The organism is Enterococcus sp. DIV0876, from assembly GCF_050529585.1.
Lineage (GTDB): Bacteria > Bacillota > Bacilli > Lactobacillales > Enterococcaceae > Enterococcus_D.
On the sequence record NZ_CP172882.1, the window covers coordinates 1302525 to 1327295 of the forward strand.

A 24771-nucleotide genomic window follows, 5' to 3' on the forward strand; every position below is an offset into this window, starting at 1 on the left:
ATGGATTTACATAACAAAAATGTATTTGTAACGGGAAGCTCTCGAGGGATTGGCTATACGATAGCTGAAGCTTTTGCCAAAGAAGGCGCCAATATTATTTTGAATGGACGTAAAGAGATTCCTCAAGCGCTGATTGATGGAATCACACAATATGGTGTGAAATGTGCCGCAATCAATGGGGATATCGCGGATTTTGATCAAGCAGCACAAATGCTCGCTGATGCAGAAGCCGCCATTGGCCCAATTCATATCTTGGTCAACAATGCAGGCATCACCAATGATAAATTATTGTTGCGTATGAAACCTGAGGATTTTGATGCGGTGATCAAAATCAATTTGACGGGCACTTTTAACATGACACAGCACGCGATCAAGAAAATGATGAAGCTGCGAGAAGGCCGCATCATCAACTTGACCAGCGTTGTTGGTTTGACAGGCAATATCGGTCAAGCAAATTATGCCGCAAGTAAAGCTGGCGTCATTGGTTTTACAAAGTCTGCGGCAAGAGAAGGTGCTGCCAGAGGCATCACAGTCAATGCGATCGCCCCAGGATTTATTGAAACAGAAATGACAGCAGTATTATCAGATAAAGTCAAAGAACAATCGATTGCCGCAATTCCGTTGCAACGTTTTGGGACAACGGAAGATGTAGCAAATACAGCAGTATTTTTAGCCAAAAGCCCCTATATCACAGGCCAAGTTTTAAGCGTGGATGGCGGCATGGCAATGCAAGGCTAGGAGGAGAATAATATGAGTCGAGTAGTCATTACAGGTTATGGGGTCACATCGCCAATTGGGAATGATCCAGAAACTTTTTTAGCAAGTTTACAAAATGGAACCAATGGGATCGGACCTATCACGAAATTTGATGCAGAAGCGACAGGCATCACATTGGCTGGTGAAGTCAAAGATTTCCCACTAGAAAAATATTTTGTCAAAAAAGATACGAAGCGGATGGATCTTTTCTCGATTTACGGTATTTATGCAGCGTTGGAAGCGATGAATATGGCCCACTTAGATGTCGAAGCAATTGATGCCGATCGTTTTGGTGTGATGGTCGGTTCAGGTATCGGTGGTTTGCCAACGATCCAAGACCAAGTGATCCGAATGCATGACAAAGGGGCTAACCGCGTTTCGCCAATGTTCGTACCCATGTCGATCGTTAATATGGTTGCTGGGAATATCGCATTGCGTGTAGGAGCTAAGGGTATTTGTACCACAACAGTTTCTGCTTGTGCTTCTGGAACTCATTCGATCGGTGAAGCTTTCCGTAATATCAAACATGGCTATGCAGATGTCATGATTGCTGGTGGTTCCGAAGCAACGATTTGTGAAATCGGCATCGCTGGTTTTGCGTCATTGACAGCTTTGACTACTGAAACAGATCCAAATAAAGCTTCCGTGCCATTTGACAAAGACCGTAGTGGTTTTGTAATGGGTGAAGGTGCAGGGGTCTTTATTCTTGAATCATTGGAACATGCCCAACAACGTGGTGCAAAAATTCTTGGTGAAGTCGTGGGATATGGTGCCAATTGTGATGCTTACCATATGACAGCCCCAAATCCTGATGGATCAGGTGCAGGCAAAGCAATGAAGTTAGCAATGCATGAAGCAGGGATCACACCAGCTGAAGTTGGCTATATCAATGCCCATGGTACAAGTACACCTGCCAATGATAGTGCAGAAGCTACATCGATCCAATATGGTATGGGTGAGGACTATCGCAAACCTTATGTCAGCAGCACAAAATCAATGACTGGTCACTTGTTAGGGGCAGCTGGCGGGATCGAAGCCATTGCTTCATTATTGGCTTTGCAGCATCAATTTATTCCACCAACTATCAATGTCACAGAACAAGATCCAGCCATCGATTTGAATGTTGTAAAAAATCAAAGTAAACCGGCAGAGCTGACGTATGCATTAAGCAACTCACTTGGTTTTGGTGGACATAATGCGGTGATTGCATTGAAACGTTGGGAGGAAGCGTAATTGGAAACAAATGAAGTAAAAGACTTGTTGGCGCAATTTGATCAATCGACGTTGACTGAATTGCATTTGAAAAAAGATACGTTTGATTTATATTTCAATAAAAATACTACTAGCGGCTATCAGCCTGCAGCAACGCATACAGCAGCACCTGCTGTACCTGTTGCAGCACCTCAACCAGCGGCAACTGACACAACGGCAGCACCGGCTGTAACGACTGAAAAACCAATTGCCCAAGGCAAAGAAGTAGTCTCACCATTGGTGGGGGTCGTTTATTTGAAACCAAGTCCAGATAAAGACAATTTCAAACAAGTCGGCGACCAAGTAAAAAAAGGCGATATTTTGTGCATCGTTGAAGCGATGAAAGTGATGAACGAAATCGTCAGTGATGTTGACGGAGAATTAGTTTCTGTTCTAGTAGAAAGCGAGCAAATCGTTGAATACAATCAACCGTTGTTCCGGATAAAGGAAGGGTAAGTTATGACAGCATTAACCATTCAAGAAATCAAAGAAATCATTCCGCACCGCTATCCGATGTTGTTAGTGGATCGGGTAGAAGAATTAGAAGAAGGCAAACGAGTTGTCGCCAAAAAAAATGTGACCATCAATGAACCCTTTTTCCAAGGTCACTTTCCCCACGAACCAGTGATGCCAGGTGTGTTGATCGTTGAAGCAATGGCACAAGCTGGTGCTGTTGCTTTATTATCATTACCGGATTTTAAAGGCAAAACAGCATATTTCGGCGGGCTAGACAAAGCGAAATTCCGTAAAAAAGTCACACCAGGAGATACATTGATCTTAGAAGTAGAAATAATCAAAGTGAAGTCTGCAGCTGGCATCGGCAAAGGGATTGCTTATGTTGACGGCAAAAAAGTCGCAGAGGCAGAATTGACTTTCATGATTGGATAGGTGAAAGATGTTTTCAAAAGTATTGATCGCAAACCGCGGTGAAATAGCCGTACGTATTATTCGTGCATGTCGCGAACTAGGTATTCAAACGGTAGCTGTCTATTCAGAAGCAGATCGAGAAGCACTTCATACTGAGCTTGCCGATGAAGCCATCTGTATTGGACCAGCAAAAGCAGCTGACTCTTATTTGGATGTACAGCAAATTTTGAGTGCAGCAATCGTCACGAAGGCTGAAGCGATTCACCCTGGATTTGGTTTCTTGTCAGAAAATAGCCGCTTTGCAGCAATGTGTGAAGAATGCAATATCGTCTTTATTGGGCCAAAAAGCGAAACGATCGATGCCATGGGAAATAAAATCAACGCCCGTCGTTTGATGATCGAAGCCAACGTACCTGTAATACCAGGTAGTGAAGGCGCGATTTCAGATGTTGCTGAAGCGTTAGAGATTGCAGAAGAAATCGGCTATCCAGTTATGTTGAAAGCTGCAGCTGGCGGTGGCGGCAAAGGGATCCGTAAAGTATTAGACAAAGAATCATTGCCGCAACACTTTGCCTCCGCCCAGCAAGAAGCCCAAGCGGCTTTTGGCAATGATGAAATGTATATCGAAAAGATCGTTTATCCAGCACGCCATATCGAGGTCCAAATATTAGGGGATTCTTTTGGTTCGATCATTCATTTAGGGGAACGTGACTGTTCATTGCAACGGAACAATCAGAAGGTATTGGAAGAGTCGCCTTCAGTAGTGATCTCTGAAAGCAAACGTGCAGAAATCGGCGCAGCGGCTGTTCGTGCGGCACAAGCCGTAGACTATCGAAATGCTGGGACGATTGAGTTCCTTATGTCTGATACGGGTGAATTCTACTTTATGGAAATGAATACCCGTATCCAAGTGGAACATCCGATCACTGAAATGGTCACCAACATTGATTTGGTCAAGAAGCAATTACAGATTGCCAGCGGTGAACCTTTAGGCATCCGGCAAGAAGATATCAAAATGACTGGTGCAGCGATTGAATGCCGGATCAATGCAGAAAACCCTGCCTTCAACTTTGCCCCTTCACCGGGTAAAATCAATAATTTATTTCTGCCGGCAGGTGGTTTGGGTGTTCGGGTCGATAGTGCGATGTATTCTGGTTATACGATCCCACCATATTATGATTCAATGATTGCTAAAGTCATCGTTCATGGCGAAAATCGCTTCGAGGCATTGATGAAAATGCAACGAGCGCTGACAGAACTTGTGACAGACGGTGTGATCACCAATGCAGAGTTCCAAATGGATTTGATCAGCCATCCCAAAGTCATCGCAGGAGATTATACAACGGCCTTTTTACAAGAAGAATTTCTGCCAAATTGGTCACCTGAACAATAGGAGGGAAAATGAATGGCATTATTCAAAAAGAAAAACTACATTCGTATCAATCCTAATCGTGGTCAATTACCAACCAATGCACCAACCGTTCCGGATAATTTATGGGCCAAATGTCCAAGTTGCAAGCGTACCTTGTATACCAAGGAAATGGGAGCAGAAAAAGTCTGTCCCCATTGTGGATACAATTTTCGCATCAGCGCTTGGGAACGGATCGCGATCACCATTGATGAGAAAAGTTTTGATGAGTGGGATACTGATGTAGTGACAGAAGATCCGCTAAACTTTCCAGGGTATCCAGATAAAATAGCCGCTATGCAAGAAAAGACTGGTTTGCATGAAGCGGTTTTGACAGGTGAAGCGAAAATCGCGGATCTGCCAGTAGCGATCGGTATCATGGATGCCAATTTTATTATGGGAAGTATGGGCACCGTTGTCGGTGAAAAGATCACCCGCTTGTTTGAACGTGCCCAAGAAAAGCAACTGCCAGTGGTGCTTTTTACAGCTTCTGGGGGGGCACGAATGCAAGAAGGCATTATGTCTTTGATGCAGATGGCCAAAATTTCAGCAGCGATTAAGCGACATAGCAATGCAGGACTATTTTATTTGACTGTTCTTACTGATCCAACCACTGGTGGCGTTACTGCTAGTTTTGCAATGGAAGGGGATGTCATTTTGGCTGAACCTCAAGCATTGATCGGTTTTGCGGGCCGTCGCGTGATTGAACAAACGATTCGCCAAGAATTACCAGAGGATTTCCAAAAAGCTGAGTTTCTTTTGGCGCATGGTTTTGTGGATCAAATCGTACCGCGTACGGAATTACGCCAAAAAATCAGCCATTTGATTCAATTACACACAATGAAAGGATGGGGCAGTCATGCATAAAACAGCAGATGAAATCGTTGAACTGGCCCGTCATAAAGATCGTTTGACCGCATTAGAGTATTTTGAATTGGTTTTTAGCGATTTTGAGGAATTTCATGGCGATCGTTTATTTGGTGAAGATGAAGCGGTGGTCGGCGGGATTGCTTGTCTTGACGATAAACCCGTCACAGTGATCGGTATCCAAAAAGGACGCAACCTGCCTGAGAATTTAAAACGCAACTTTGGTTCGCCCCATCCAGAAGGGTACCGTAAAGCATTGCGTTTGATGAAGCAAGCAGAAAAATTCGGCCGTCCAATCGTGACATTGATCAATACAGCCGGTGCATTCTGCGGGATTGGCGCAGAAGAGCGTGGGGAAGGTGAAGCCATCGCCCGTAATTTGTTCGAGATGTCTGATTTGCGGGTCCCCATTTTAGCAATCATTATTGGAGAAGGTGGCAGTGGTGGCGCTTTGGCTCTAGCATTAGGTGACGAAGTTTGGATGCTGGAATATTCGATTTATGCAATTTTATCACCTGAAGGGTTTGCTTCGATTTTATGGAAAGACGGCAGTCGTGCCAAAGAAGCTGCTGGATTGATGAAAATCACTGCTCATGAACTGAAAGATTTAGGTGTCATTGAACGCGTCATCCAAGAAACAAAGGATGAAACAATGTTGACCAAAGAGGAGATAGCTGCTAATCTTCGTCAGTTGATCACAGCAAAGCTTACGCAATTATCTGAATTATCAACAGATGAGTTGGTGAATACGCGTTACCAGCGCTTTAGAAAATTTTAAGATAAACCTACCGCTTATCATCTGATGACGGTAGGCTTTTTTTCGCGTTCTTTGCACATCTTTGATGTTTGAAACATCAAAAAATGGAGGATCATAAATAATCATTCTTATTTATCAAAATTTTAGTTTAAAAAAAACAGCTAATGTGATAGTATGTATATATTATGAATATAGAAGTTAAAAATGCATAAATATTTGCTTCTGAAGGAGAATGAAAAATGAAGAAATTATTTGGATCATTAGTCGTATTGGCAACAGTTTTAGTATTAGGGGCATGTGGCAGCAACGGTTCTGGCAGTTCAGAAAGTGGGAATGCCTCAGCAGACAACCAATTAGAATCCATTAAGTCCGCAGGTGTCATCAACGTTGCAACCTCAGCTGACTTTGCACCTTTTGAATTTCATGCTATGATTGATGGAAAAGATCAAATCGTAGGTGCGGATATTGATTTAGTCAACGAAATTGCCGATCAATTGGGTGTTAAAGTCAATATTTTAGATTTGGATTTCAATGCAGTCTTGACGGCTTTGCAGCAAGGGAAAGCAGATATCGCGGTTTCCGGTATCTCCGCTACTGAAGAAAGAAAGCAAACCTTTGACTTTACGGATAACTATTTTACACCAGAGCAAAAATTAGTTATCAACAAAGACAACGAAAGTGCCTATACATCGATCGACAGTTTAGCAGGCAAGAAAGTCGGCGCGCAAAAAGGATCGATCCAAGAGTCGATCGTACAAAGTCAAATGGCTGATTCACAATTGGTTTCGATTGCTAAGGTACCCAACCTAATCAACGAGTTGAAACAAGGATCAATCGATGGATTGGTTTTAGAAAGTGCCGTTGCAGAATCGTATGTTGCGCAAAATGATGATTTGATGGTGGCAGATGTTGCTTTAGAAGTCTCAGCAGATGATTCTTACGCGATTGCATTACCAAAGGGCAGTACAGAGTTGCAAACTGAATTGAACAAGATTTTGAAAGAATTAGATGAAAATGGGTCGATCAGTGAATTTGTACAAAAGAATACAGATTTAGCCAATGAAAATGCAGCCCAATAGATAGAATGGAGTAGAACAAATGATGGATTTATCCTTTTTGACGACATATTACCCATATTTTATTTCAGGTGTATTGATCACGATTGTTATTTCGATTATCACCGTGATTTTGGGCACGATTTTAGGCGTTCTGTTGGCTTTGATGAAGCTATCTAAAATTACTGTCTTTCGTTGGTTTGCCAACGCCTATATAGAGATCATTCGCGGGACACCAATGTTGGTTCAAATATTGATTGCCTTTGGTTTGTTGCAAGGTGTTTTCTCGCTGCCAACAGTTTCATTTGGGGTTCTTAGCCTAGACTTTGGTCGTTTATTGCCTGGTGTGATTGCTTTATCTTTAAACTCGGGCGCGTATGTTGCTGAAATCGTTCGGGCAGGGATCAATGCCGTCGATTTGGGGCAATCAGAAGCTGCAGGTTCATTAGGATTACGTCCGGCCCAAGCCATGCGGTATGTCATTTTTCCGCAAGCATTACGGAATATCTTGCCACCTTTAGGTAATGAATTTATCGTCTTGATCAAAGACTCATCTTTGCTGTCGACGATTGGCATCTACGAACTGATGAATAGCGCACAGATTGTTGTTACCAGTTCTTTCCAACCTTTGACACCATTTTATGTCGCAGCTGTCATTTATTTTATATTGACATTTACGACATCTCGGTTGTTGAATCTGTGGGAAAAGAAGTTGGGTAAAGGTTACCGTCGCTAAAAGGAGAAAAAATGATGTTAGATATCCAAGATTTACACAAAAGCTTTGGCAGCAATCAAGTATTAAAAGGTATTTCCACAACGATCGATCAAGGAGAAGTCGTGGTTGTGATCGGTCCTTCTGGCTCAGGAAAGAGCACCTTTTTACGCTGTCTGAATTTATTAGAAGTGCCAACAAAAGGCAACATTTTTTTTGAAGGAACAGACATTACAGATCCTAAGAATGATATTTATAAAATGCGCGAAAAAATGGGCATGGTCTTTCAAAATTTCAATTTGTTTCCTAATCTTTCTGTTCTAGATAATATTACTTTGTCGCCTATCAAAGTAAAAAAAATACCTAAGAAACAAGCAGAAGTTTTGGCAAATCAATTGCTGCAAGATGTCGGCTTACCGGATAAAGCGGCTGCTTTTCCACAGAGTTTATCTGGTGGACAAATGCAACGGATCGCTATTGCCCGTGCACTAGCAATGGAACCTGATGTGATGCTTTTTGATGAACCAACGTCAGCATTGGATCCTGAGATGGTCGGGGAAGTGTTGGGCGTCATGCAAAGACTGGCGCAGCAAGGAATGACGATGGTGATTGTGACCCACGAGATGGGGTTTGCCAAAGAGGTAGCAGATCGGGTGCTCTTCATGGATCAAGGTATCATCATGGAAGAAGGCACACCAGCGGAGATTTTCGAACAACCGAAGAATCCTCGAACAATCGATTTTTTAAGTAAAGTATTATAATTACTATCAAAAAACATCCTTCGGGGTGTTTTTTATTTTTCATATGAAAGCAGAAGTTGACTTGCTTGCTAGTATTCATCATGAATTTATTGTATAATTACAGGTTGAAGAGCCCATTTATAAAGTATGAACATCAGAATAATTAATAGAGGAGTATCTATGTTTTCAAATTACAAACCGACTTGGATGGTGGATGCCATTTATAAAATCACCCCTCTCCAGTTAAAAAAACATGGAATCAAAGGGGTCTTGACAGATTTAGACAATACATTGATTGCATGGAACAATCCTGATGGGACGCAAGAGCTGAAAAGCTGGCTTTTAGAGATGAAAAATGCCGGCATTCCAGTGGTTGTCGTTTCCAATAACAACAATGAGCGGGTGGCTAGAGCTGTTGCACCTTTCGAATTGCAGTACGTTCATCGTGCCTTGAAGCCTTTTTCCCGTGGCATCAAGCAAGGATATCAAATGCTTGGATTGAAAAAAGAAGATGTTGTGATGATCGGTGATCAAATTATGACCGATGTCAAAGCCGCAAACGGGGCGGGCGTACGCAGTATTTTGGTGAAGCCTGTTATTTCGACAGATTCTTGGAAAACGCAAATCAATCGAGCTGCTGAACGCAAAATTATGAACTATTTATTAAAACATAACCCAGAGTTAAAATGGCGTGGAGGAATTTAAATGACAGAAAGTATTGAAGCAATCCATTGTATTGGATGCGGCGCATTGATCCAAACGACAACACCAAATGAATTAGGTTATACTCCGCAATCCGCATTAGAAAAAGGACTGGCTTCTGGCGAAGTCTACTGTCAACGTTGTTTTCGCTTGCGGCATTACAATGAAATTCAAGATGTCTCATTGACAGACGATGATTTTTTGCGTTTACTAAATGAAATCGGCCAAAAAGACGCTTTGATCGTCAATGTCGTGGATATTTTTGACTTCAACGGTTCACTGATTCCAGGCTTGCACCGTTTCGTTGGGGACAATCCAGTCTTGCTTGTAGGCAATAAAGTCGATATTTTACCTAAGTCTTTGAAGAAATCTAAGATGAAACAATGGATGAAAGAGCGGTCCCATGAAGCAGGATTAAGACCCGTCGATGTCTTATTGACTAGTGCCAAAAAAGCTGGCGAGATGGAAGAACTACTTGCAGTGATCGAAAAATATCGTGACGGTCGAGATGTTTACGTGGTTGGTGTGACCAATGTCGGCAAGTCAACATTGATCAACCAAATCATCAAACAAACCGCAGGGGTCCAAGAATTGATTACTACATCAAGATTTCCAGGCACAACACTGGATAAAATCGAGATTCCTTTGGATGATGGTCATTACTTGATCGACACACCAGGAATCATCCATCGTCATCAAATGGCCCATTATTTAGGTAAACAAGATTTGAAAATCGCAGCACCAATGAAAGAAATCAAGCCTAAAGTATACCAATTAAATCCTGGACAAACACTGTTTTTAGGCGGATTGGCACGTTTTGATTTCATTCAAGGTGAACGAAGCTCATTCATAGCTTATGTAGCCAATGACGTAGAGATCCATCGTACAAAACTTGAAAAAGCGGACGACTTTTATCAAAAACATGTCGGTGGATTATTGCAACCTCCGCGGCAAAATGAAGTTGAATCTTTTCCAGAATTGGTAAGGTTCGAGTTTTCAATCAAAGAAAAAACCGATATCGTTTTTGCCGGGCTTGGTTGGATCACGGTCACGAAACCTTGTGTTATTGCCGGTTGGGCGCCAAAAGGCGTCGATGTGATCAGAAGAAAAGCATTGGTATAGGAAAGAAGGAAGATCATGGAATTAAGAGGAAAACAAAAAAGATTTTTGCGCAGCGAAGCGCATCATTTGAATCCGATTTTTCAAATCGGTAAAGGCGGACTAAACGATGCAATGATCGCACAAATTGCAGAAGCACTAGAAAAACGAGAATTGATCAAAGTATCTTTATTGCAAAATACGGACGAAGTTGCAGAAGAAGCAGCAGTTGCGATCCAAGAGCAAATCAATTGTGAGATTGTCCAAATCATTGGGCGCGTGATCGTGTTGTTCAAACCGTCAAGTAAAGAGAAGTATCAAACGATTTCGACTAAAGTACGTTCATTATAGGAGGCGTAGGCATGCAAGGACATTCATTTGGCAAGGTACAGACAGTTTTAGAACCACAAAACGCATTCCATGTACCAAAAAAACAAGTGGGCATTCTTGGTGGCAACTTCAATCCAATACATTACGCACATCTGGTGATGGGTGAACAAGTCGGACAAGCATTAGGACTAGAAAAAGTTTATTTCATGCCAGAATATTTACCACCGCATATTGACGAAAAACAAACGATTCCTGCTGCGCATCGCTTAGCGATGTTGGAATTAGCAATAGCTGATAATCCGCGTTTCGCTGTCGAAACTATTGAATTGGCAAGAAAAGGCAAAAGCTATACCGTGGATACGATGCGAGAATTAACTGCACTGCATCCAGATACGAATTATTACTTTATCATTGGCGGAGATATGGTGCAATACTTGCCTAAATGGCATCAAATCGATGAACTAATGAATTTGGTGACCTTCGTTGGTGTGCGACGACCAGGCTATCCGATTGAAAGTGAGTATCCGATTATTTGGATCGATGTGCCTTTAATGGATGTCAGTTCCACGACAATTCGTAAGAAAGTCGCACAAGGTTGTTCTGTACGCTATTTATTACCGGAAAATGTGTTACACTATATTCAAGAAAAGGGGTTGTACTTGGATGAAGTCTAACCACTACAAACACGCTGAACGCGAAGCCCTGATGCAAAAAGTACAAATGCAGATGAGCAACAAACGATTTCAGCATGTGTTAGGTGTCGAAAAAACAGCAGTTGCTTTGGCGGAAATCTATGGGGCATCACCTGTGAAAGCCAGTATTGCGGCGTTGACCCATGATTATGCCAAAGAACGCAGTGACGATGAATTTAAACAAGTGATTCGACACAATGGATTTGACTTGGATTTACTGCACTGGAACAACGCCATCTGGCATGGGATCGTTGGTGCTGATTTTGTCCAAAGAGAGTTGCTGATCGATGACGAAGAGATTCTTCAAGCCATTAGACTCCATACAACCGGTGCTGCCCAGATGAGTTTGCTGGATAAAATTATTTATGTCGCAGATTACATCGAGCCTGGCCGTAATTTTCCGGGTGTCGAAGAAGCCAGAGAAATCGCGCTGGTCAACTTAGACCAAGCAGTTGCTTATGAAACGAAACATACGTTGTTGCACTTGATCAATCAAGAAGCAGTCATTTACCCAAAAACAATTGAAACGTACAATTATTGGGTAGCCAATTTTAGGAGGGAATTACCATAGATAGTCAGAAAATATTAGAAATCGCTGTTCGTGCCGCAGATTCAAAGCATGCTGAGGATATCATGGCATTAGACGTGCGAGAAATTTCACTTTTGGCAGATTACTTTGTGATCTGTTCTGGTAATAGTGAACGCCAGATCAATGCAATCATTGATGAAGTGCTAGACAAAGAAGAAGAAAATCAAGTTGAGGTCCGTCGTGTTGAAGGAAAAGATGGCGGCAAATGGGTGTTGATCGACCTTGGCGATGTCATCGTCCATGTATTCAATGCATCAGAGCGTGCCTTTTATAACTTAGAAAAACTTTGGTCAGATGCACCACTTGTGGATCTAAACGAATGGGTCGTGGCATAATGGCCTACGAAACCTTCGCATTTGTTTATGACGAAGTAATGGATTCCAGTCTCTATAAAAAGTGGCTGGATTTTTCTTGTCGTCATTTAGGAGAACGAAAACAAATCATGGAATTGGCCTGTGGTACAGGTGCATTGGCGGTGGAATTTGCCAAAGCCGGTTATCAAGTGACTGGTTTAGATTTATCAGAAGAAATGCTGATGATCGCAAGCCAGCGGGCTCAAACAGAACATGTCGACATTCAATTTGTCGAAGGGGATATGCTTGATTTGGTTGACGTCGGTCAATATGAGGCAATCACATGCTATTCCGATTCACTTTGCTATATGGAAGATGAACAAAGTGTACAACAAGTATTTGATGGTGTCTTTGAATCACTAACGGAAGATGGGGTCTTTTTATTTGATGTCCATTCAACCTATCAAATTGATGAGGTTTTCCCAGATTATAGTTATCATTATCAAACGGATGCGTTCGCTTTTTTGTGGGAAAGCTACCAAGGCGAAGTTCCACATAGTATCGAGCATTTCTTGACTTTCTTCGTTCAAGAAGAAAATGGACAGTTCAATCGTTTGGATGAACTCCATCAAGAACGGACCTACCCGTTAGAAACCTATGTACGTATGTTAGAAAATGCTGGTTTCTCAACAGTCCATTGTTATGCTGATTTTATTGATGTTGAACCAAATGAAAAAAGCCGTCGCTGGTTCTTTGTTTGTCATAAATGATTCTATTTGAGAATAGCTAGGAGGAAGGGCATGCGCGCGTGTGGCATAATCGTAGAGTATAATCCATTCCATAATGGGCATCGCTACCATATTGAGCAAGCCAGAATCAAGACTGATGCCGATGTCGTGGTTGCGGTCATGAGCGGAAATTTTTTGCAAAGAGGCGAGCCGGCGGTGATCGATAAGTGGCATAGAGCTGAGGCTGCGTTATCCAATGGGGCCGATTTAGTTGTTGAATTGCCAGCTGCTTGGGCTGTCCAATCGGCAGATTTATTTGCCACTGGAGCAGTCGCTATGTTACAAGCGCTCCAGTGCCAGTGGCTGTGTTTTGGCACAGATGCCAAAACCCCTTTTGATTATCTAGATTTTGCCCAGTTTGAAGCACGCCACCAAGCTGAAATCGACGAGGCATTTCAACAATTAGACAAGAACAATGCGACCTATGGTGAACGAATGAACACGGTCCTTAGTTCCCTCTATCCGCCATATGCTGCAAATAGCAAACAGCCCAATCATATTTTAGGCATGCGATATGCGCAGGCACTTTTGCGCTATCAACGGCCAATGGCTATGGTGCCGATTGTTAGAAAGGCTGCTGCGTATCATTCTAAAGAGTTGCAGCATGCTTCGATCGCCAGTGCTACGGCAATTCGCAAAGGATTAAAAGACCATTCAGATATAGCTTCATTTGTTCCAGTCCAGACATATGAAAGTTTGCAATCGGCGATCGTGGATTGGGAGGCGTATTGGCCTTTCTTGAAATACCAAATCACCATAACACCGGTAGCTGAGCTGGCGAACATTTATCAAATGGTGGAAGGAATCGAGTATCGAATCAAAGCCTGTGCGCAAGCTGCTCAAACTTTTTCTGCGTTTATTGGTCAATTGAAAACCAAACGGTATTCACACGTTCGTTTGCAAAGGTTACTTTGTTATTTACTATTCAAAGTAACACCAACTGAGATGGCAGCAGCTGAAACCCAACCCTTTATCCGCGTTTTAGGCTATACAGGCGTGGGCCAAACATATCTTAAACAGGTGAAAGGTGAGCTATCCATGCCATTGGTGGCGAAGTTTGGCAAAAAAGAAGCGGCGCGTTATGCGTATTCTTTAAAAGTTGATCAAATCTATCAACTAGCCAATCATCATATCAGTGAACAAAACTTTGGACGCAAACCGATTTTTATAGGGAAATAGAAAAAATGCTTCACATAAATAGATTTGACAAGTATAATAAATAGGGATTTTTAAAAACTAGAAAGCGAAGTGAAATCATGGGTCGTAAATGGGCAAATATCGTAGCAAAGAAAACAGCTAAAGATGCAAATAATAGCCGAGTTTATGCAAAATTTGGAATCGAAATCTACGCGGCAGCAAAATCAGGTGATCCTGATCCTCATGCGAACCAAAAATTGCGCTTTGTCATTGAACGTGCAAAGACCTATAATGTACCAAAACACATTATTGACCGGGCTATCGAAAAAGCCAAAGGCTCAGGTGATGAACAGTACTCAGAACTGAGATATGAAGGATTTGGACCAAATGGCTCAATGGTCATTGTTGATACACTTACAAACAATGTTAACCGGACAGCAGCTGATGTGCGTGCTGCATTTGGTAAAAATGGTGGGAACATGGGTGTTTCTGGTGCGGTCGCTTATATGTTTGACAACACAGCCTTATTTGGTTTTGCAGGAAACGACGCCGATGATGTATTGGAATACTTGATGGACAAAGAGATCGATGTTCGCGATGTAGTGGAAGAAGATGGCCAAATCATCGTTCACGGAGAACCAAGTGATTTCCATGCGATTCAAGAAGCTTTAAAAGAAAAAGGCATCACGGAGTTTTCAATTGCTGAAATGCAGATGATTCCTCAAAACGAAGTGACATTGACCGGTGAAGATTTAGAGAAATTTGAAAAAATGATCGATGCTTTAGAAGATTTAGAAGACGTGCAAAATGTCTATCATAATGTGGCAGACGAGGAATAAAGATATTTTTGATAGTAGATCGTTGTTTTTTTGACAACATTACCAGTTAGGTTTTTGCCTGACTGGTTTTTTGTCGCTTTTTTGCTATATCTTGTTCGTTAACCAAAAAAATTCTTACATTAAGTAAAAAAAATTTTGTGTTGGCCCCATCTTTTCGGTTGGTTTCCAGCTATTTTATATGTTATGATTTATGCAAAAGATGTACACATGTGATAAGGAGGCAGACATGGAAGAAAAAATAGTTTTAGAACCATTCAACCGTATATTAAGCGGTTATGAAAAGCTTGCGGAAGTGTCTGTTTCTGTGGCGGATTGTTCAGCTTTGTGCCGAAAATATCAAAAATTTGGTGTGGAGGGCTATCGATTGGGCGGTTACCGAGGCTCTACTTATTTGAATCGTTATTTAAACGTGACCGTCGATCGTGCGCCGTTATTGATTTACAAAAAACAATTTTTGATTCCTTTGGTATTTCGTCAGACAGAAGCTTCAGCGCAACTCTTTTTGGAAGATTACCGGATGGAAGGTTTTTTCTTGCTTTTAGAATGGTTGTTGATCCATCGTCCAGAACAAGCAATCATTGATTTTCATAAAAGTCGCGGCATTCAGCCCAATAAAGAATATGTGATCGACAGCGCGTATATCGCTTTTCGATTAACGGAGATTTTAGATGGTGCTGGTTTTCCCCTCAGTCGTTTTCGAACGATCGAGGAATTCAGTGAGTGGAATCGTACCTATAAATTGATCGACAATGGCAGTATCGGACGTCATAGCAAAATTTTTGACCCCGAAAATCCTGACAATATTGCGGAATTACAAATGATTTTATCTATCGTGGGTTTGCGTTATTCAGAAATGTATTTATTTATTGGTGAATTAAAAGGATAAAAAAACATCATTCATACCTGTCGTTTGGTCGACAGCGATTGAATGATGTTTTTTATCTTTCTTATAGATGAATACTTTCGAAGGTTGTTGGATTTGCTTTATCTAAAATTGGTAAATGGCGATCCGTGATGACAGTTAATTGATGCATGGCACGGGTAGCCATCGTGTAGAAAATCAATTGATCTTGCGGTGCATCGAATGCGGCATTGGGTGTCCAGACGATTACTTGGTCGAATTCCAGACCTTTTGCCAAAAAGGCAGGAAAGATCATTACATTCCGTTTCATAAAGTCCTCTTCTGAAATGATCAATTGAACGTTGTTTTGACTCGTTTCAGATAATTGTTGATATAACGCTTGGCAATCAGAAGCTGTCTTGCAGATGATTGCTGTACGCCAATGCTGATTGTTCAGGGCGTCAGTGATTTTACCTTCCAGGAAGGATAAACAACTATCTGCAGCATCACCCGTAATGACTGTTGGCAATCCACCAGCCCGGGCAGTCAGTTCCACTTGGTCTTGTCCCGTCAAAAACTGATTTGCAAAATCTGTGATTTCCTTCGTCGAGCGATAACTCGTTTTTAATTGGTACCGTTTGACACTATCATGAGGAAACAAATCATTTAATGAACCGACGATCGACTCATTGTCATACACTTTTTGATTTAAATCACCACAAAGAGTGATGCCTGCTTTTGGATACAATTGGCGCAACATAGCTACTTGAGCTGGCGGGAAATCTTGCATTTCATCAATAAAAATAAAGCGGGCTTTTTCCTCCACATGGATTGGATACAGTTGCTTGATCAACAGGAAGAATAAAACAGCATCTTCTTGTTTTAATTGACGCTGACGTAAGCTTTGTTTGATAGCAAGAATTGATTCTTGCCATTTTTCCGTCGATATAGCAGCTGTTTTTTGCGCTGTTCCTTGGACAGATTGTAAAAAGTGCACATATTGTTTTGGCTGATTGATGAATTGAAATTGCTTCACACCGCGGGTCAAAGAGCGGAATTTTTTGCGGACGATTTGTTGCCGCAATTTTTTTCGCAAGCGCCGTTCATTTTCTTCGGAATACTCTTGGTGGGGATCATTGGCAAAGACTTGCTGCAGTTGTTCTTCAACTTCTTCTTTGACCCAGTCTTTCTTGGCTTCATCTTTTTCCAAACCGCCGACTTTTTTCAGCAACTTGGTTTGCAGCAATTGGCTTCTTTGATAGATTGGCAACTCAGCATTGGTCTCTTGATACCAATTTCTGATCTGTTCTTTCGTCACATAAGTTTGTCCTTTAATCTTTAAGTCTCTAAACATTGGGCCAATAGGTGCGATAGCATGCACATATTGGGCAATTTTTTTGACCAAAGTCAAACTGCTTTTCAGTTTTTCGATCGCATCATCATCACCGCTCAGAAAATTGGCTTCTTGTTGGGTTTCTTTCGTCACTTCATAGCCCGACAAAATCAATTGCAAGAAATGGTGGAATGTGCGCGTAGGTACTTCGCTTTCCCCTAAAGAAGGCAGAACCATTGAAATATAATCAGAAAATAAATGGTTAGGTGAAAATAACAAGACTTGTTTTTCGTCTAGCCATTTACGATTGCGATAGAGAAGGAATGCGACTCTCTGTAACAAAGCGGATGTCTTCCCACTTCCTGCGATTCCTTCGATCAGCAAAAATTTATGATTTGTATCACGAATAATTTGATTTTGGGCTTTTTGAATCGTAGAAACGATATTGCGCATCTGAGAAGAAGAGGCGTCGTCCAAGATCTCTAAAAGGAATTCATCATTGATGATCTCAGAAGTATCGACCATCGATTGTAATTGGCCGTTTTGAATTTTGAATTGTCGTTTTAACAGCAAATCAACTGTAAAGCGATCGGTATCTGTTTCATAAAATGTCTCGCCTAGTTCCCCTTCATAGTACAGGTTGGCTATCGGCGCCCGCCAGTCGATTACGATGGTTTCTTCGTCTTTATCTCGTAAAGAAGCAATACCAAGATATAAGGTTTCTTTTTCGGTTTCTTCTTGGAAATCAATTCGTGCAAAATAAGGGTTATTTGCCATCGTGCTGAGGGTTTTTACGCGTTTTTCTTGTGATTCTGCTGTTTGATATTTGATCAGCAGCTCTTGTTCATGTTGCTGATATTCGATGACAGATTCATAAAAAGCCTCACTATCGCCACCGCGTATTTTCTTATCAGCAATTTCTTTTAATTGATCTTCCATCTTATCCGCAAGTTCTTGTTTTTGCTGTGAAAGGATCGTTTGTTCTCTATGGATCAATGCAATAGTTTCATCGATATGTTGTTGTTCTTTTTGACGTTCGTTCACTCGGGATCCTCCTTAAAAAAATTGCGACATAAAATTATAGCATATAAGAGTAGGTGTTGTCGTTAAAAAATAAAAAGTGTGCTAAAATTTTAATTAGTCTATGCTATGGGTTAACTTTAAAGGGGGAGTATGATGCGTTCAGATGAAGAAATGCTGCACTTGATCGTCGAGACTGGAAAGAAAAATGGTGCTTTGGCTATTGGGATCTCTGGTTCAAGAACAGACAGTCAAGTTCAGACGGATCAATGGCAAGATTTTGATATTATCTATCTTATGGCAGATATACAGCCCATGATTGAACAAGATGCATGGCTAAATGCATTTGGCCCACGCCTTATTATGCAAACACCGGATGCCCCTTCTCATCATATGGATCGATTTGCATATTTGATGTTATTTGAAGACGGGCAACGAATTGATCTGACTTTAAGACCGCTGTCTGCGTTGGACATTTTATCGGAAGAGCCCGGAATAGAACCACTCTATGATCCAAACCATTTGTTGAAAGAAATCAAAGCAACGGATCGCTCCATCTTTCATTTTGTTTTACCCAATCAAGATAGCTTTACTGCGCATTGTAATGAGTTCTGGTGGGTAAGCACATACGTGGTGAAAGGGTTATGTCGCAATCAATTGATCTACGCGGTGGATCATCTTTATCAAATATGTTGGCAAGAGTTGTTATGGATCGAGGATTGTTTATTAGCTATAGCCGCAAAGGATCCAATCAATGTTGGGAAAAATCACAAATTTTTGCCACAGCTTTTAGAGAGAGAGACATTCGATCAATTAACAGCATTCTTGCGTTTTACAACAATCGAGGCGTGCGGGGATGCATTGATTGCGATACAAGAACGTTTTGATCAAAGCGCACGTCAAGTTAGTCAACTGCTGTCGCTAACATACGATACCACGGAAGCGTTTAATGTGAAGAGGTATACCAAGAAATGGAGTGAAGAAAAATGGGGGAGAAAAATCTGATAGAGAAAACGACTTTTGCTGCTAAGGTTCACCAATTTTGGCAAAGATTCTTGAAAAACAATCCTGATTTGCCGACAGACTTCGCATATGAAGAACCGTGGGCGTTTGGAAATTCCGCTGAAATGGCCGATGATCTGGCGCAATTGGTATTGGCAGGCAAAAAAACTGCAACAACTTCGGCTGCTGAACTATATACACTTGAGAATGAGCCACTGCCTAAAGCAGGGACCTATAGTATTTTATTGAATGGGCGACAAGAGCCTTGTGGGGTCATTTATACAGAAACTGTGGTTGTCCGTCCGTTTAATGAAGTTTCGGCTGCATTTGCTTATATGGAAGGAGAAGGGGACCGTTCATTGTCTTATTGGCGAGCGGAACATGAAGCTTATTTTAAAGCTGCTTATCAAGGAACGGGACTGTCGTTTCATCAACAGATTCCTTGTGTTTGTGAGACGTTTCGTTGTGTATATCAAGAGACGGATCAAATTTGATTGCTCCAGTCACCTTGCCATGTATAAGAAAAAAGGTGTATACTGTTGAAAAGTTCAAGGAGGTTATACCATGCCATTTATCCATGTCGAATTAGTTGAAGGACGCTCTGAGGAACAACTGAGTGCCATGATGAAAGAAATCACGGAAGCTGTCCATAAAAATACCGGTGCGCCGAAAGAACACATCCATGTGATCATTAATGAAATGAAAAAAGGGACGTATGCTGTTAACGGAGATTGGAAATAATCTCTTGCAATTTTTCGTTAAGAGTGGTTTAATTAAGCCATAATTGATTGATAAAAAAGCCAACTGATTTTGAGAGTCTTCGATAAGAGAGGGAAATATTTGCTGAAAGTTTCCTAGAAGAAAACCAAAGGATGACCACTTTTTTTGACCTTTGTTGAAACAAAGGCGGTCGTACCGTTAACACGCTCAAGGAAAACAAGAATTGTTTTCAAACATTAGGTGGAACCACGAGTGATCGTCCTAGTATCTGTACAGATACTAGGACTTTTTTTATTCAATCAAAAATCATAAAGGAGGACATATTTATGTCATTATCAATTACATTTCCAGACGGCGCCGTTAAAGAATTCCCGGTGGGTGTAACGACGAAAGAGATTGCTGAAAGTATCTCAAAAAGTTTAGCCAAAAAAGCGTTAGCTGGCAAAATCAATGGCCAACTGGTCGATTTGGACCGACCAATCGAAGCTGATGCGTCTATCGAAATCGTGACACCTGATCACGAAGATGCGTTGCAACTGTTGCGTCACTCCAGTGCGCATTTGATGGCACAAGCGATGCGTCGCTTATATCCATCGATTCATTTTGGTGTAGGACCTGCCATCGATAGCGGCTTTTATTATGACACCGATAATGGTGACAATCCAGTGACTGCAGAAGATTTGCCAGCAATCGAAGCCGAAATGATGAAAATCATCAAAGAAAATCTGCCTATCGAACGTCGCGTCTTAACGAAAGATGAAGCGTTAACGGTTTTCGCAGAAGATCCTTATAAAGTCGAATTGATCACTGATCTGCCTGATGATGAAACGATCACTGCTTATCAGCAAGGAGAATTTATTGATTTATGCCGTGGCCCTCACGTTCCTTCAACTGGACGAATCCAAGTGTATAAACTGTTGTCAGTAGCTGGTGCTTATTGGCGTGGTAATTCAGACAATCAAATGATGCAACGGATCTATGGAACAGCCTTTTTTGACAAAAAAGACTTAAAAGAATTTATTCGTTTACGTGAAGAAGCCAAAGAACGTGACCATCGCAAACTAGGCAAAGAGCTTGATTTGTTTATGCTGTCCCCTGAAGTCGGCGCTGGATTGCCATTCTGGTTGCCAAAAGGTGCAACAATCAGACGCACGATCGAACGATACATCATCGACAAAGAAGTTAGCCTTGGTTACCAACACGTGTATACACCAATCATGGCCAATGTTGATTTATACAAAACTTCTGGTCACTGGGATCATTATCATGAAGATATGTTCCCGCCAATGGATATGGGAGATGGCGAAATGCTCGTGTTACGGCCAATGAACTGTCCACATCATATGATGGTCTATAAAAATGATATTCATTCTTATCGTGAGTTACCTATTAGAATCGCTGAATTGGGTATGATGCATCGTTATGAAAAATCAGGTGCTTTGTCTGGCCTGCAACGGGTTCGGGAAATGACATTGAATGATGGCCACACATTCGTTAGACCTGATCAAATCAAAGAAGAATTCAAACGGACATTAGACTTGATGGTGGAAGTGTATAAAGATTTCAATGTCACTGACTATCGTTTCCGTCTAAGCTATCGTGACCCTGAAAACAAAGAAAAATATTTCGATGATGATGCAATGTGGGAAAATGCGCAAGTCATGCTGAAAGAAGCAATGGATGAATTAGATTTGGATTACTTTGAAGCCGAAGGTGAAGCTGCTTTTTATGGGCCAAAACTGGATGTCCAAGTCAAAACAGCGCTAGGCATGGAAGAAACGCTGTCAACGATCCAATTAGATTTCTTATTGCCTGAACGCTTTGATTTAACCTATGTCGGGGAGGATGGTGAAAACACGCATCGTCCAGTGGTGATCCATCGTGGAATCGTATCAACAATGGAACGATTTGTTGCGTATCTAACAGAAGTGTACAAAGGGGCATTTCCAACTTGGTTGGCACCAATCCAAGCATCGATCATTCCTGTATCCGTTGAAGCGCATAGTGATTATGCTTATGAGATCAAAGAGCGTCTGCAACAGCAAGGATTGCGTGTAGAAGTGGATGACCGCAATGAAAAAATGGGCTATAAGATCCGTGCTTCTCAAACTCAAAAAATCCCGTATCAAATCGTCGTCGGCGACCAAGAGGTTAACGACGCAACGGTCAATATCCGTCGCTACGGCAGCAAAGAAACGAATGTAGAAGAATTGAATCTTTTCGTGGATGCAATGGCTGCGGAAGTCAAAAATTACAGTCGGGTTTAATCAGCAACCAGCGGTTCGCAACAGTTATGCTAAAGGCAGAAATCATCATGATTTCTGCCTTTTTTTATTGTTAAACAGCACACTAGTTTTGCAAAGGTTTTCCCGCTGTTTCAACATATTGGTACATTTGAAACTTTTACACGATTCATTTATTAGTCACCTAAATAAAGCCACCACTTGTTTTCGATCCAAGTAGTGGCGTTTTCTCATGTATTTACCCTTTGAGCCTAAAGGTTTGGGGTGCTTTCAGATTGATTACGATATAACCAATGATTACATAAATTAAGCAAGCCGCAGATACGATGATCACGTAGGTCATACCGGAAACTCTGATTTGCAAGTTCAAATAGGACACCCAATAAAGTGCGCCTGATACGACGCGGTAGATTGGATTCAAGACTTCCATATCTCCCGTGAAAGGTTGCAGCAAATAGTAAGCAAATAATTCATGGAAAGAAAACAAGGCAGTCATGGCTACTAGTAATAAAGCTAAGACCAAGAAGAATTGACCATTGAGATTTCCATTGCAGAAAAAATTATATATGAGGAAATTCCCAAAAATCGCAAGTGAGATCACGCTATTGTATAGGGCAGTACGTATGAAACGGTAGTTGAACCCGCTAAGGATGGTGGTCCGTTCTCGATAGAAAGGATAATTCAACATGGACACATCACAGTTGACGAACACCATCTGAACAATGGCTTTTCCTAGAGAACAGAAGTACATCACGAAGAAAAGCATGGGCAACATTTTCACCATGTTTTCTTGTTTTAAGCTGAGATCCTGAGCAGCGCCTGAGAGTCCAGCAAAAGCAATCAACAGCGCGATGATTCCAAAGACAGCTAACCGAATCAGCAAGGACTTGTTAAGAATCTTGCGATAGCGATCAAAAAGCAAAGCGTTGAGATAGGCACTACCACTGAGGTTGGTGAAATCTTTGGCGTCAGTTAATTCTAATTTTTTTTGCATTTCTAGTCCAGTGCTAGTGAATTGTTTGTTTTTATTTTGCGCATTTTGATATTGATTTTTGAAGGCTAACATGCCTTCGTTGAGATAAAGGAAGTAATCATTTTCTTGATTAAACTTACGAATTCCTAGGAAGCTGATCAAGGTCAAGGCGCCGCCGATTACTAGGGAACCAGTCAAAATCAGTAGATAATCGAATTGCAGAAAACAGCAAGCAAGATAAATGGTCACAGATAAAAGGATCACGAGTAATGTATAGAGCCATTTTGCGATACGCCCTCCCTTTATTTGGTAAACTAGACGGCTGCACCAAGAACCTAGATAAGGACCAGAGGCGTAAACGGCTAGACCTGCTGGTAAGTAAAGGAAATTTTTCCCTAAAAAGCTATAGACTAATAGCGCTGGGATATACATAATTAGTTGTTTGCTTACACCCATCATTAAAGAACGAGGCAAAAATACTCTCCGGGAAATCTGAAATTGCAGTAAGAAATCTTGTTCATTTTTGTCTGCTAAACCAAATACATTGTTGATGTTATACAGACCACTAGTGGTCAGGCCCCAAAGCAGTAATCCTAGGGTCATTACAAAAGGGTTGAATTGTAATAGGTCTAAAGTATCGCTATGAATGGCGTTCATGGTGATCATGGCGAGGAAATAATAGAGCCCCAACAAGAAAAATTTCATCATAGTGCTGAATAATATATAGACAACAAAGTAAAGGCCTGTAAAAATTTGTTTCAACTCGTACTGAGAGAATAATGATGGCGAAATGATATTTTTAACGACGGGAATTTTCCTTAGAAAATAAAGAACCCCGTTGATTTTCTTGGTTATGGTGTACAAAGTGTATTGCCAATATTGCTTCAAGGCAGCCTGCATTATTCTGCCTCCTCACGATGTTTTTGAGAAGGTACAGATTCTTCTGTTAGCGCCCCATGACTGATGATGGTTTGCGATATCACTTGTTCTTCCTGAGTGGATAATAGTTGAACCACTTCATCTTCAAAATCTTTGTCATGAATGCGGGCTGGATCGATTCCAGTAAGCTTTTGGTTGTGCAACAGGACGATTTCGTCACAAAGATCCTGGGCTAGTTGTAAGATGTGGGTGGAGAATATCACCACTGAATCTTTTTTTGCTTCTCGAATCAGTTGTTTGATCTCGTGGGCTGCGACTACGTCAAAGGAGGTCAAAGGTTCGTCCAATAACATGACGGGAGGCAAGACCATTAGTGAAACGAGCATTTGAACTTTATTTTGCATCCCGTGGGAAAAGTCTTTTAACAGTCGGTGCTGATCTTCTCTTGCGATTCCGACTTGATCCAAATGTTCTTGGGGTGTTTTGTGATCTTTGATGCGATGTTTATTGATATCCATAAAAAAGCGCACGAATTCAAAGGCTGTCATAAAGGCGGGCAATTGTGGTTGGGTATAGGTAAAGCCAATTTCGGTATTGTCGTAGTCCCGTTCGTTGCTATTAGTGGATAGTAAGATTTTTCCAGAATCTATTTGGATATTTTTGGCTACACAGTTGAAAAGTGTCGTTTTCCCTGCGCCGTTGCGGCCAAGAAGCCCGTAGATTTTCCCTTGTTGAAATTCATAGTTGACGTGATCAAACAATACTTTTCCATCAAAGGATTTTGTCAGATCACGAATCATCAAATCAGTTGTCACTGTAATTGCCCCCTTATTTTGTCATGGTATCTTTGGAATTTTCTGACAGTTATTGGTTTAAGTA

The 24771-nt window shown here is 41.4% G+C and carries 27 protein-coding genes; 24 read left to right on the forward strand and 3 right to left on the reverse strand.

What is annotated here, in order from left to right; all coding sequences use genetic code 11:
- From fabG to IGI41_RS06155, 20 genes are all read left to right on the forward strand, one after another.
- Positions 1 to 738 carry a 3-oxoacyl-[acyl-carrier-protein] reductase gene (fabG, locus tag IGI41_RS06060; RefSeq protein WP_430612226.1) on the forward strand — a complete coding sequence of 246 codons (738 nt, stop codon included), beginning with the start codon at positions 1 to 3 and terminating at the stop codon, positions 736 to 738.
- A gap of 12 nt (positions 739 to 750) precedes the next feature.
- Complete coding sequence (gene fabF, locus IGI41_RS06065; protein WP_430612228.1) at positions 751 to 1989, forward strand: beta-ketoacyl-ACP synthase II; 1239 nt, start codon at positions 751 to 753, stop codon at positions 1987 to 1989.
- A complete protein-coding gene (gene accB, locus IGI41_RS06070; protein ID WP_430612230.1) occupies positions 1990 to 2463 on the forward strand; it encodes an acetyl-CoA carboxylase biotin carboxyl carrier protein in 474 nt (157 codons plus the stop codon).
- A 3-nt stretch (positions 2464 to 2466) separates the two neighbouring features.
- The gene (fabZ, locus tag IGI41_RS06075; protein WP_054116338.1) at positions 2467 to 2895 is read left to right on the forward strand and encodes a 3-hydroxyacyl-ACP dehydratase FabZ; all 429 of its coding nucleotides are present in this window, start codon (positions 2467 to 2469) and stop codon (positions 2893 to 2895) included.
- 7 nt (positions 2896 to 2902) lie between these two features.
- Positions 2903 to 4267, forward strand: coding sequence for an acetyl-CoA carboxylase biotin carboxylase subunit (locus IGI41_RS06080; RefSeq protein ID WP_430612232.1), 1365 nt, complete (start codon positions 2903 to 2905; stop codon positions 4265 to 4267).
- Between the two features lie 12 nt (positions 4268 to 4279).
- Positions 4280 to 5149, forward strand: coding sequence for an acetyl-CoA carboxylase, carboxyltransferase subunit beta (gene accD, locus IGI41_RS06085; protein ID WP_430612234.1), 870 nt, complete (start codon positions 4280 to 4282; stop codon positions 5147 to 5149).
- Positions 5142 to 5927 carry an acetyl-CoA carboxylase carboxyl transferase subunit alpha gene (locus tag IGI41_RS06090; RefSeq protein WP_430612236.1) on the forward strand — a complete coding sequence of 262 codons (786 nt, stop codon included), beginning with the start codon at positions 5142 to 5144 and terminating at the stop codon, positions 5925 to 5927. The genes accD and IGI41_RS06090 overlap by 8 nt, the downstream gene beginning before the upstream one ends.
- 218 nt (positions 5928 to 6145) lie before the next feature.
- Positions 6146 to 6985: a transporter substrate-binding domain-containing protein gene (locus tag IGI41_RS06095; RefSeq protein ID WP_430612238.1), complete on the forward strand. Its 840-nt coding sequence runs from the start codon at positions 6146 to 6148 to the stop codon at positions 6983 to 6985.
- Positions 6986 to 7007: 22 nt separating this feature from the next.
- On the forward strand, positions 7008 to 7697 hold the full coding sequence (locus IGI41_RS06100; protein WP_430612744.1) for an amino acid ABC transporter permease: 690 nt from the start codon (positions 7008 to 7010) through the stop codon (positions 7695 to 7697).
- Between the two features lie 11 nt (positions 7698 to 7708).
- The gene (locus tag IGI41_RS06105; protein WP_430612240.1) at positions 7709 to 8434 is read left to right on the forward strand and encodes an amino acid ABC transporter ATP-binding protein; all 726 of its coding nucleotides are present in this window, start codon (positions 7709 to 7711) and stop codon (positions 8432 to 8434) included.
- Positions 8435 to 8593: 159 nt separating this feature from the next.
- Positions 8594 to 9118, forward strand: coding sequence for a YqeG family HAD IIIA-type phosphatase (locus tag IGI41_RS06110; protein ID WP_430612242.1), 525 nt, complete (start codon positions 8594 to 8596; stop codon positions 9116 to 9118).
- The gene (yqeH, locus tag IGI41_RS06115; RefSeq protein WP_430612244.1) at positions 9119 to 10237 is read left to right on the forward strand and encodes a ribosome biogenesis GTPase YqeH; all 1119 of its coding nucleotides are present in this window, start codon (positions 9119 to 9121) and stop codon (positions 10235 to 10237) included.
- A gap of 15 nt (positions 10238 to 10252) precedes the next feature.
- Positions 10253 to 10564 carry a ribosome assembly RNA-binding protein YhbY gene (yhbY, locus tag IGI41_RS06120; protein ID WP_430612246.1) on the forward strand — a complete coding sequence of 104 codons (312 nt, stop codon included), beginning with the start codon at positions 10253 to 10255 and terminating at the stop codon, positions 10562 to 10564.
- A gap of 11 nt (positions 10565 to 10575) precedes the next feature.
- The gene (locus IGI41_RS06125) at positions 10576 to 11217 is read left to right on the forward strand and encodes a nicotinate-nucleotide adenylyltransferase (protein WP_430612248.1); all 642 of its coding nucleotides are present in this window, start codon (positions 10576 to 10578) and stop codon (positions 11215 to 11217) included.
- Complete coding sequence (gene yqeK / locus IGI41_RS06130; RefSeq protein ID WP_430612250.1) at positions 11207 to 11806, forward strand: bis(5'-nucleosyl)-tetraphosphatase (symmetrical) YqeK; 600 nt, start codon at positions 11207 to 11209, stop codon at positions 11804 to 11806. Before IGI41_RS06125 ends, yqeK begins: the two co-directional genes overlap by 11 nt.
- 11 nt (positions 11807 to 11817) lie before the next feature.
- Positions 11818 to 12159, forward strand: a complete 342-nt coding sequence (gene rsfS / locus IGI41_RS06135; protein ID WP_430612746.1) for a ribosome silencing factor — start codon at positions 11818 to 11820, stop codon at positions 12157 to 12159.
- The gene (locus tag IGI41_RS06140) at positions 12144 to 12887 is read left to right on the forward strand and encodes a class I SAM-dependent DNA methyltransferase (protein WP_430612252.1); all 744 of its coding nucleotides are present in this window, start codon (positions 12144 to 12146) and stop codon (positions 12885 to 12887) included. The genes rsfS and IGI41_RS06140 overlap by 16 nt, the downstream gene beginning before the upstream one ends.
- A 30-nt stretch (positions 12888 to 12917) precedes the next feature.
- Entirely contained in the window at positions 12918 to 14084 is a 1167-nt protein-coding gene (locus tag IGI41_RS06145; RefSeq protein ID WP_430612254.1) for a nucleotidyltransferase, read from the forward strand.
- A gap of 77 nt (positions 14085 to 14161) precedes the next feature.
- Positions 14162 to 14881, forward strand: a complete 720-nt coding sequence (locus tag IGI41_RS06150) for a YebC/PmpR family DNA-binding transcriptional regulator (RefSeq protein WP_430612256.1) — start codon at positions 14162 to 14164, stop codon at positions 14879 to 14881.
- Between the two features lie 226 nt (positions 14882 to 15107).
- Complete coding sequence (locus tag IGI41_RS06155) at positions 15108 to 15767, forward strand: hypothetical protein (protein ID WP_430612258.1); 660 nt, start codon at positions 15108 to 15110, stop codon at positions 15765 to 15767.
- 61 nt (positions 15768 to 15828) lie between these two features.
- Here the strand turns inward: IGI41_RS06155 and helD are convergent, their stop codons facing one another.
- Complete coding sequence (gene helD / locus IGI41_RS06160) at positions 15829 to 18099, reverse strand: RNA polymerase recycling motor HelD (RefSeq protein ID WP_430612260.1); 2271 nt, start codon at positions 18097 to 18099, stop codon at positions 15829 to 15831.
- Positions 18100 to 18231: 132 nt separating this feature from the next.
- Here helD and IGI41_RS06165 point away from each other — a divergent pair, with 132 nt between their 5' ends.
- From IGI41_RS06165 to thrS, 4 genes are all read left to right on the forward strand, one after another.
- On the forward strand, positions 18232 to 19080 hold the full coding sequence (locus tag IGI41_RS06165) for an aminoglycoside 6-adenylyltransferase (RefSeq protein WP_430612262.1): 849 nt from the start codon (positions 18232 to 18234) through the stop codon (positions 19078 to 19080).
- Positions 19062 to 19571, forward strand: coding sequence for an ASCH domain-containing protein (locus IGI41_RS06170; RefSeq protein ID WP_430612264.1), 510 nt, complete (start codon positions 19062 to 19064; stop codon positions 19569 to 19571). Before IGI41_RS06165 ends, IGI41_RS06170 begins: the two co-directional genes overlap by 19 nt.
- Before the next feature lie 70 nt (positions 19572 to 19641).
- Positions 19642 to 19818 (forward strand): 2-hydroxymuconate tautomerase, encoded by a 177-nt coding sequence (locus IGI41_RS06175; protein ID WP_430612266.1) that lies wholly within the window; start codon positions 19642 to 19644, stop codon positions 19816 to 19818.
- Between the two features lie 305 nt (positions 19819 to 20123).
- Positions 20124 to 22064, forward strand: coding sequence for a threonine--tRNA ligase (gene thrS, locus IGI41_RS06180; RefSeq protein WP_430612268.1), 1941 nt, complete (start codon positions 20124 to 20126; stop codon positions 22062 to 22064).
- A 214-nt stretch (positions 22065 to 22278) separates the two neighbouring features.
- Here the strand turns inward: thrS and IGI41_RS06185 are convergent, their stop codons facing one another.
- Both IGI41_RS06185 and IGI41_RS06190 read right to left on the reverse strand, forming a co-directional pair.
- The gene (locus IGI41_RS06185) at positions 22279 to 23913 is read right to left on the reverse strand and encodes a hypothetical protein (protein WP_430612270.1); all 1635 of its coding nucleotides are present in this window, start codon (positions 23911 to 23913) and stop codon (positions 22279 to 22281) included.
- On the reverse strand, positions 23913 to 24692 hold the full coding sequence (locus IGI41_RS06190) for an ATP-binding cassette domain-containing protein (RefSeq protein WP_430612748.1): 780 nt from the start codon (positions 24690 to 24692) through the stop codon (positions 23913 to 23915). Before IGI41_RS06190 ends, IGI41_RS06185 begins: the two co-directional genes overlap by 1 nt.
- Positions 24693 to 24771 lie beyond the last annotated feature (79 nt).

Coding starts and splice junctions, on each gene's coding strand:
- IGI41_RS06155 (WP_430612258.1), top strand. CDS start 15,108: ATGGAAGAAAAAATAGTTTTAGAACCATTCAACCGTATATTAAGCGGT.
- IGI41_RS06150 (WP_430612256.1), top strand. CDS start 14,162: ATGGGTCGTAAATGGGCAAATATCGTAGCAAAGAAAACAGCTAAAGAT.
- IGI41_RS06105 (WP_430612240.1), top strand. CDS start 7,709: ATGATGTTAGATATCCAAGATTTACACAAAAGCTTTGGCAGCAATCAA.
- IGI41_RS06140 (WP_430612252.1), top strand. CDS start 12,144: ATGGGTCGTGGCATAATGGCCTACGAAACCTTCGCATTTGTTTATGAC.
- fabF (WP_430612228.1), top strand. CDS start 751: ATGAGTCGAGTAGTCATTACAGGTTATGGGGTCACATCGCCAATTGGG.
- IGI41_RS06145 (WP_430612254.1), top strand. CDS start 12,918: ATGCGCGCGTGTGGCATAATCGTAGAGTATAATCCATTCCATAATGGG.
- IGI41_RS06175 (WP_430612266.1), top strand. CDS start 19,642: ATGCCATTTATCCATGTCGAATTAGTTGAAGGACGCTCTGAGGAACAA.
- fabZ (WP_054116338.1), top strand. CDS start 2,467: ATGACAGCATTAACCATTCAAGAAATCAAAGAAATCATTCCGCACCGC.
- yqeK (WP_430612250.1), top strand. CDS start 11,207: ATGAAGTCTAACCACTACAAACACGCTGAACGCGAAGCCCTGATGCAA.
- IGI41_RS06095 (WP_430612238.1), top strand. CDS start 6,146: ATGAAGAAATTATTTGGATCATTAGTCGTATTGGCAACAGTTTTAGTA.
- thrS (WP_430612268.1), top strand. CDS start 20,124: ATGTCATTATCAATTACATTTCCAGACGGCGCCGTTAAAGAATTCCCG.
- IGI41_RS06110 (WP_430612242.1), top strand. CDS start 8,594: ATGTTTTCAAATTACAAACCGACTTGGATGGTGGATGCCATTTATAAA.
- IGI41_RS06090 (WP_430612236.1), top strand. CDS start 5,142: ATGCATAAAACAGCAGATGAAATCGTTGAACTGGCCCGTCATAAAGAT.
- IGI41_RS06165 (WP_430612262.1), top strand. CDS start 18,232: ATGCGTTCAGATGAAGAAATGCTGCACTTGATCGTCGAGACTGGAAAG.
- yqeH (WP_430612244.1), top strand. CDS start 9,119: ATGACAGAAAGTATTGAAGCAATCCATTGTATTGGATGCGGCGCATTG.
- yhbY (WP_430612246.1), top strand. CDS start 10,253: ATGGAATTAAGAGGAAAACAAAAAAGATTTTTGCGCAGCGAAGCGCAT.
- IGI41_RS06185 (WP_430612270.1), bottom strand. CDS start 23,913: ATGCAGGCTGCCTTGAAGCAATATTGGCAATACACTTTGTACACCATA.
- IGI41_RS06170 (WP_430612264.1), top strand. CDS start 19,062: ATGGGGGAGAAAAATCTGATAGAGAAAACGACTTTTGCTGCTAAGGTT.
- IGI41_RS06100 (WP_430612744.1), top strand. CDS start 7,008: ATGGATTTATCCTTTTTGACGACATATTACCCATATTTTATTTCAGGT.
- IGI41_RS06125 (WP_430612248.1), top strand. CDS start 10,576: ATGCAAGGACATTCATTTGGCAAGGTACAGACAGTTTTAGAACCACAA.
- IGI41_RS06080 (WP_430612232.1), top strand. CDS start 2,903: ATGTTTTCAAAAGTATTGATCGCAAACCGCGGTGAAATAGCCGTACGT.
- accD (WP_430612234.1), top strand. CDS start 4,280: ATGGCATTATTCAAAAAGAAAAACTACATTCGTATCAATCCTAATCGT.
- IGI41_RS06190 (WP_430612748.1), bottom strand. CDS start 24,692: ATGATTCGTGATCTGACAAAATCCTTTGATGGAAAAGTATTGTTTGAT.
- fabG (WP_430612226.1), top strand. CDS start 1: ATGGATTTACATAACAAAAATGTATTTGTAACGGGAAGCTCTCGAGGG.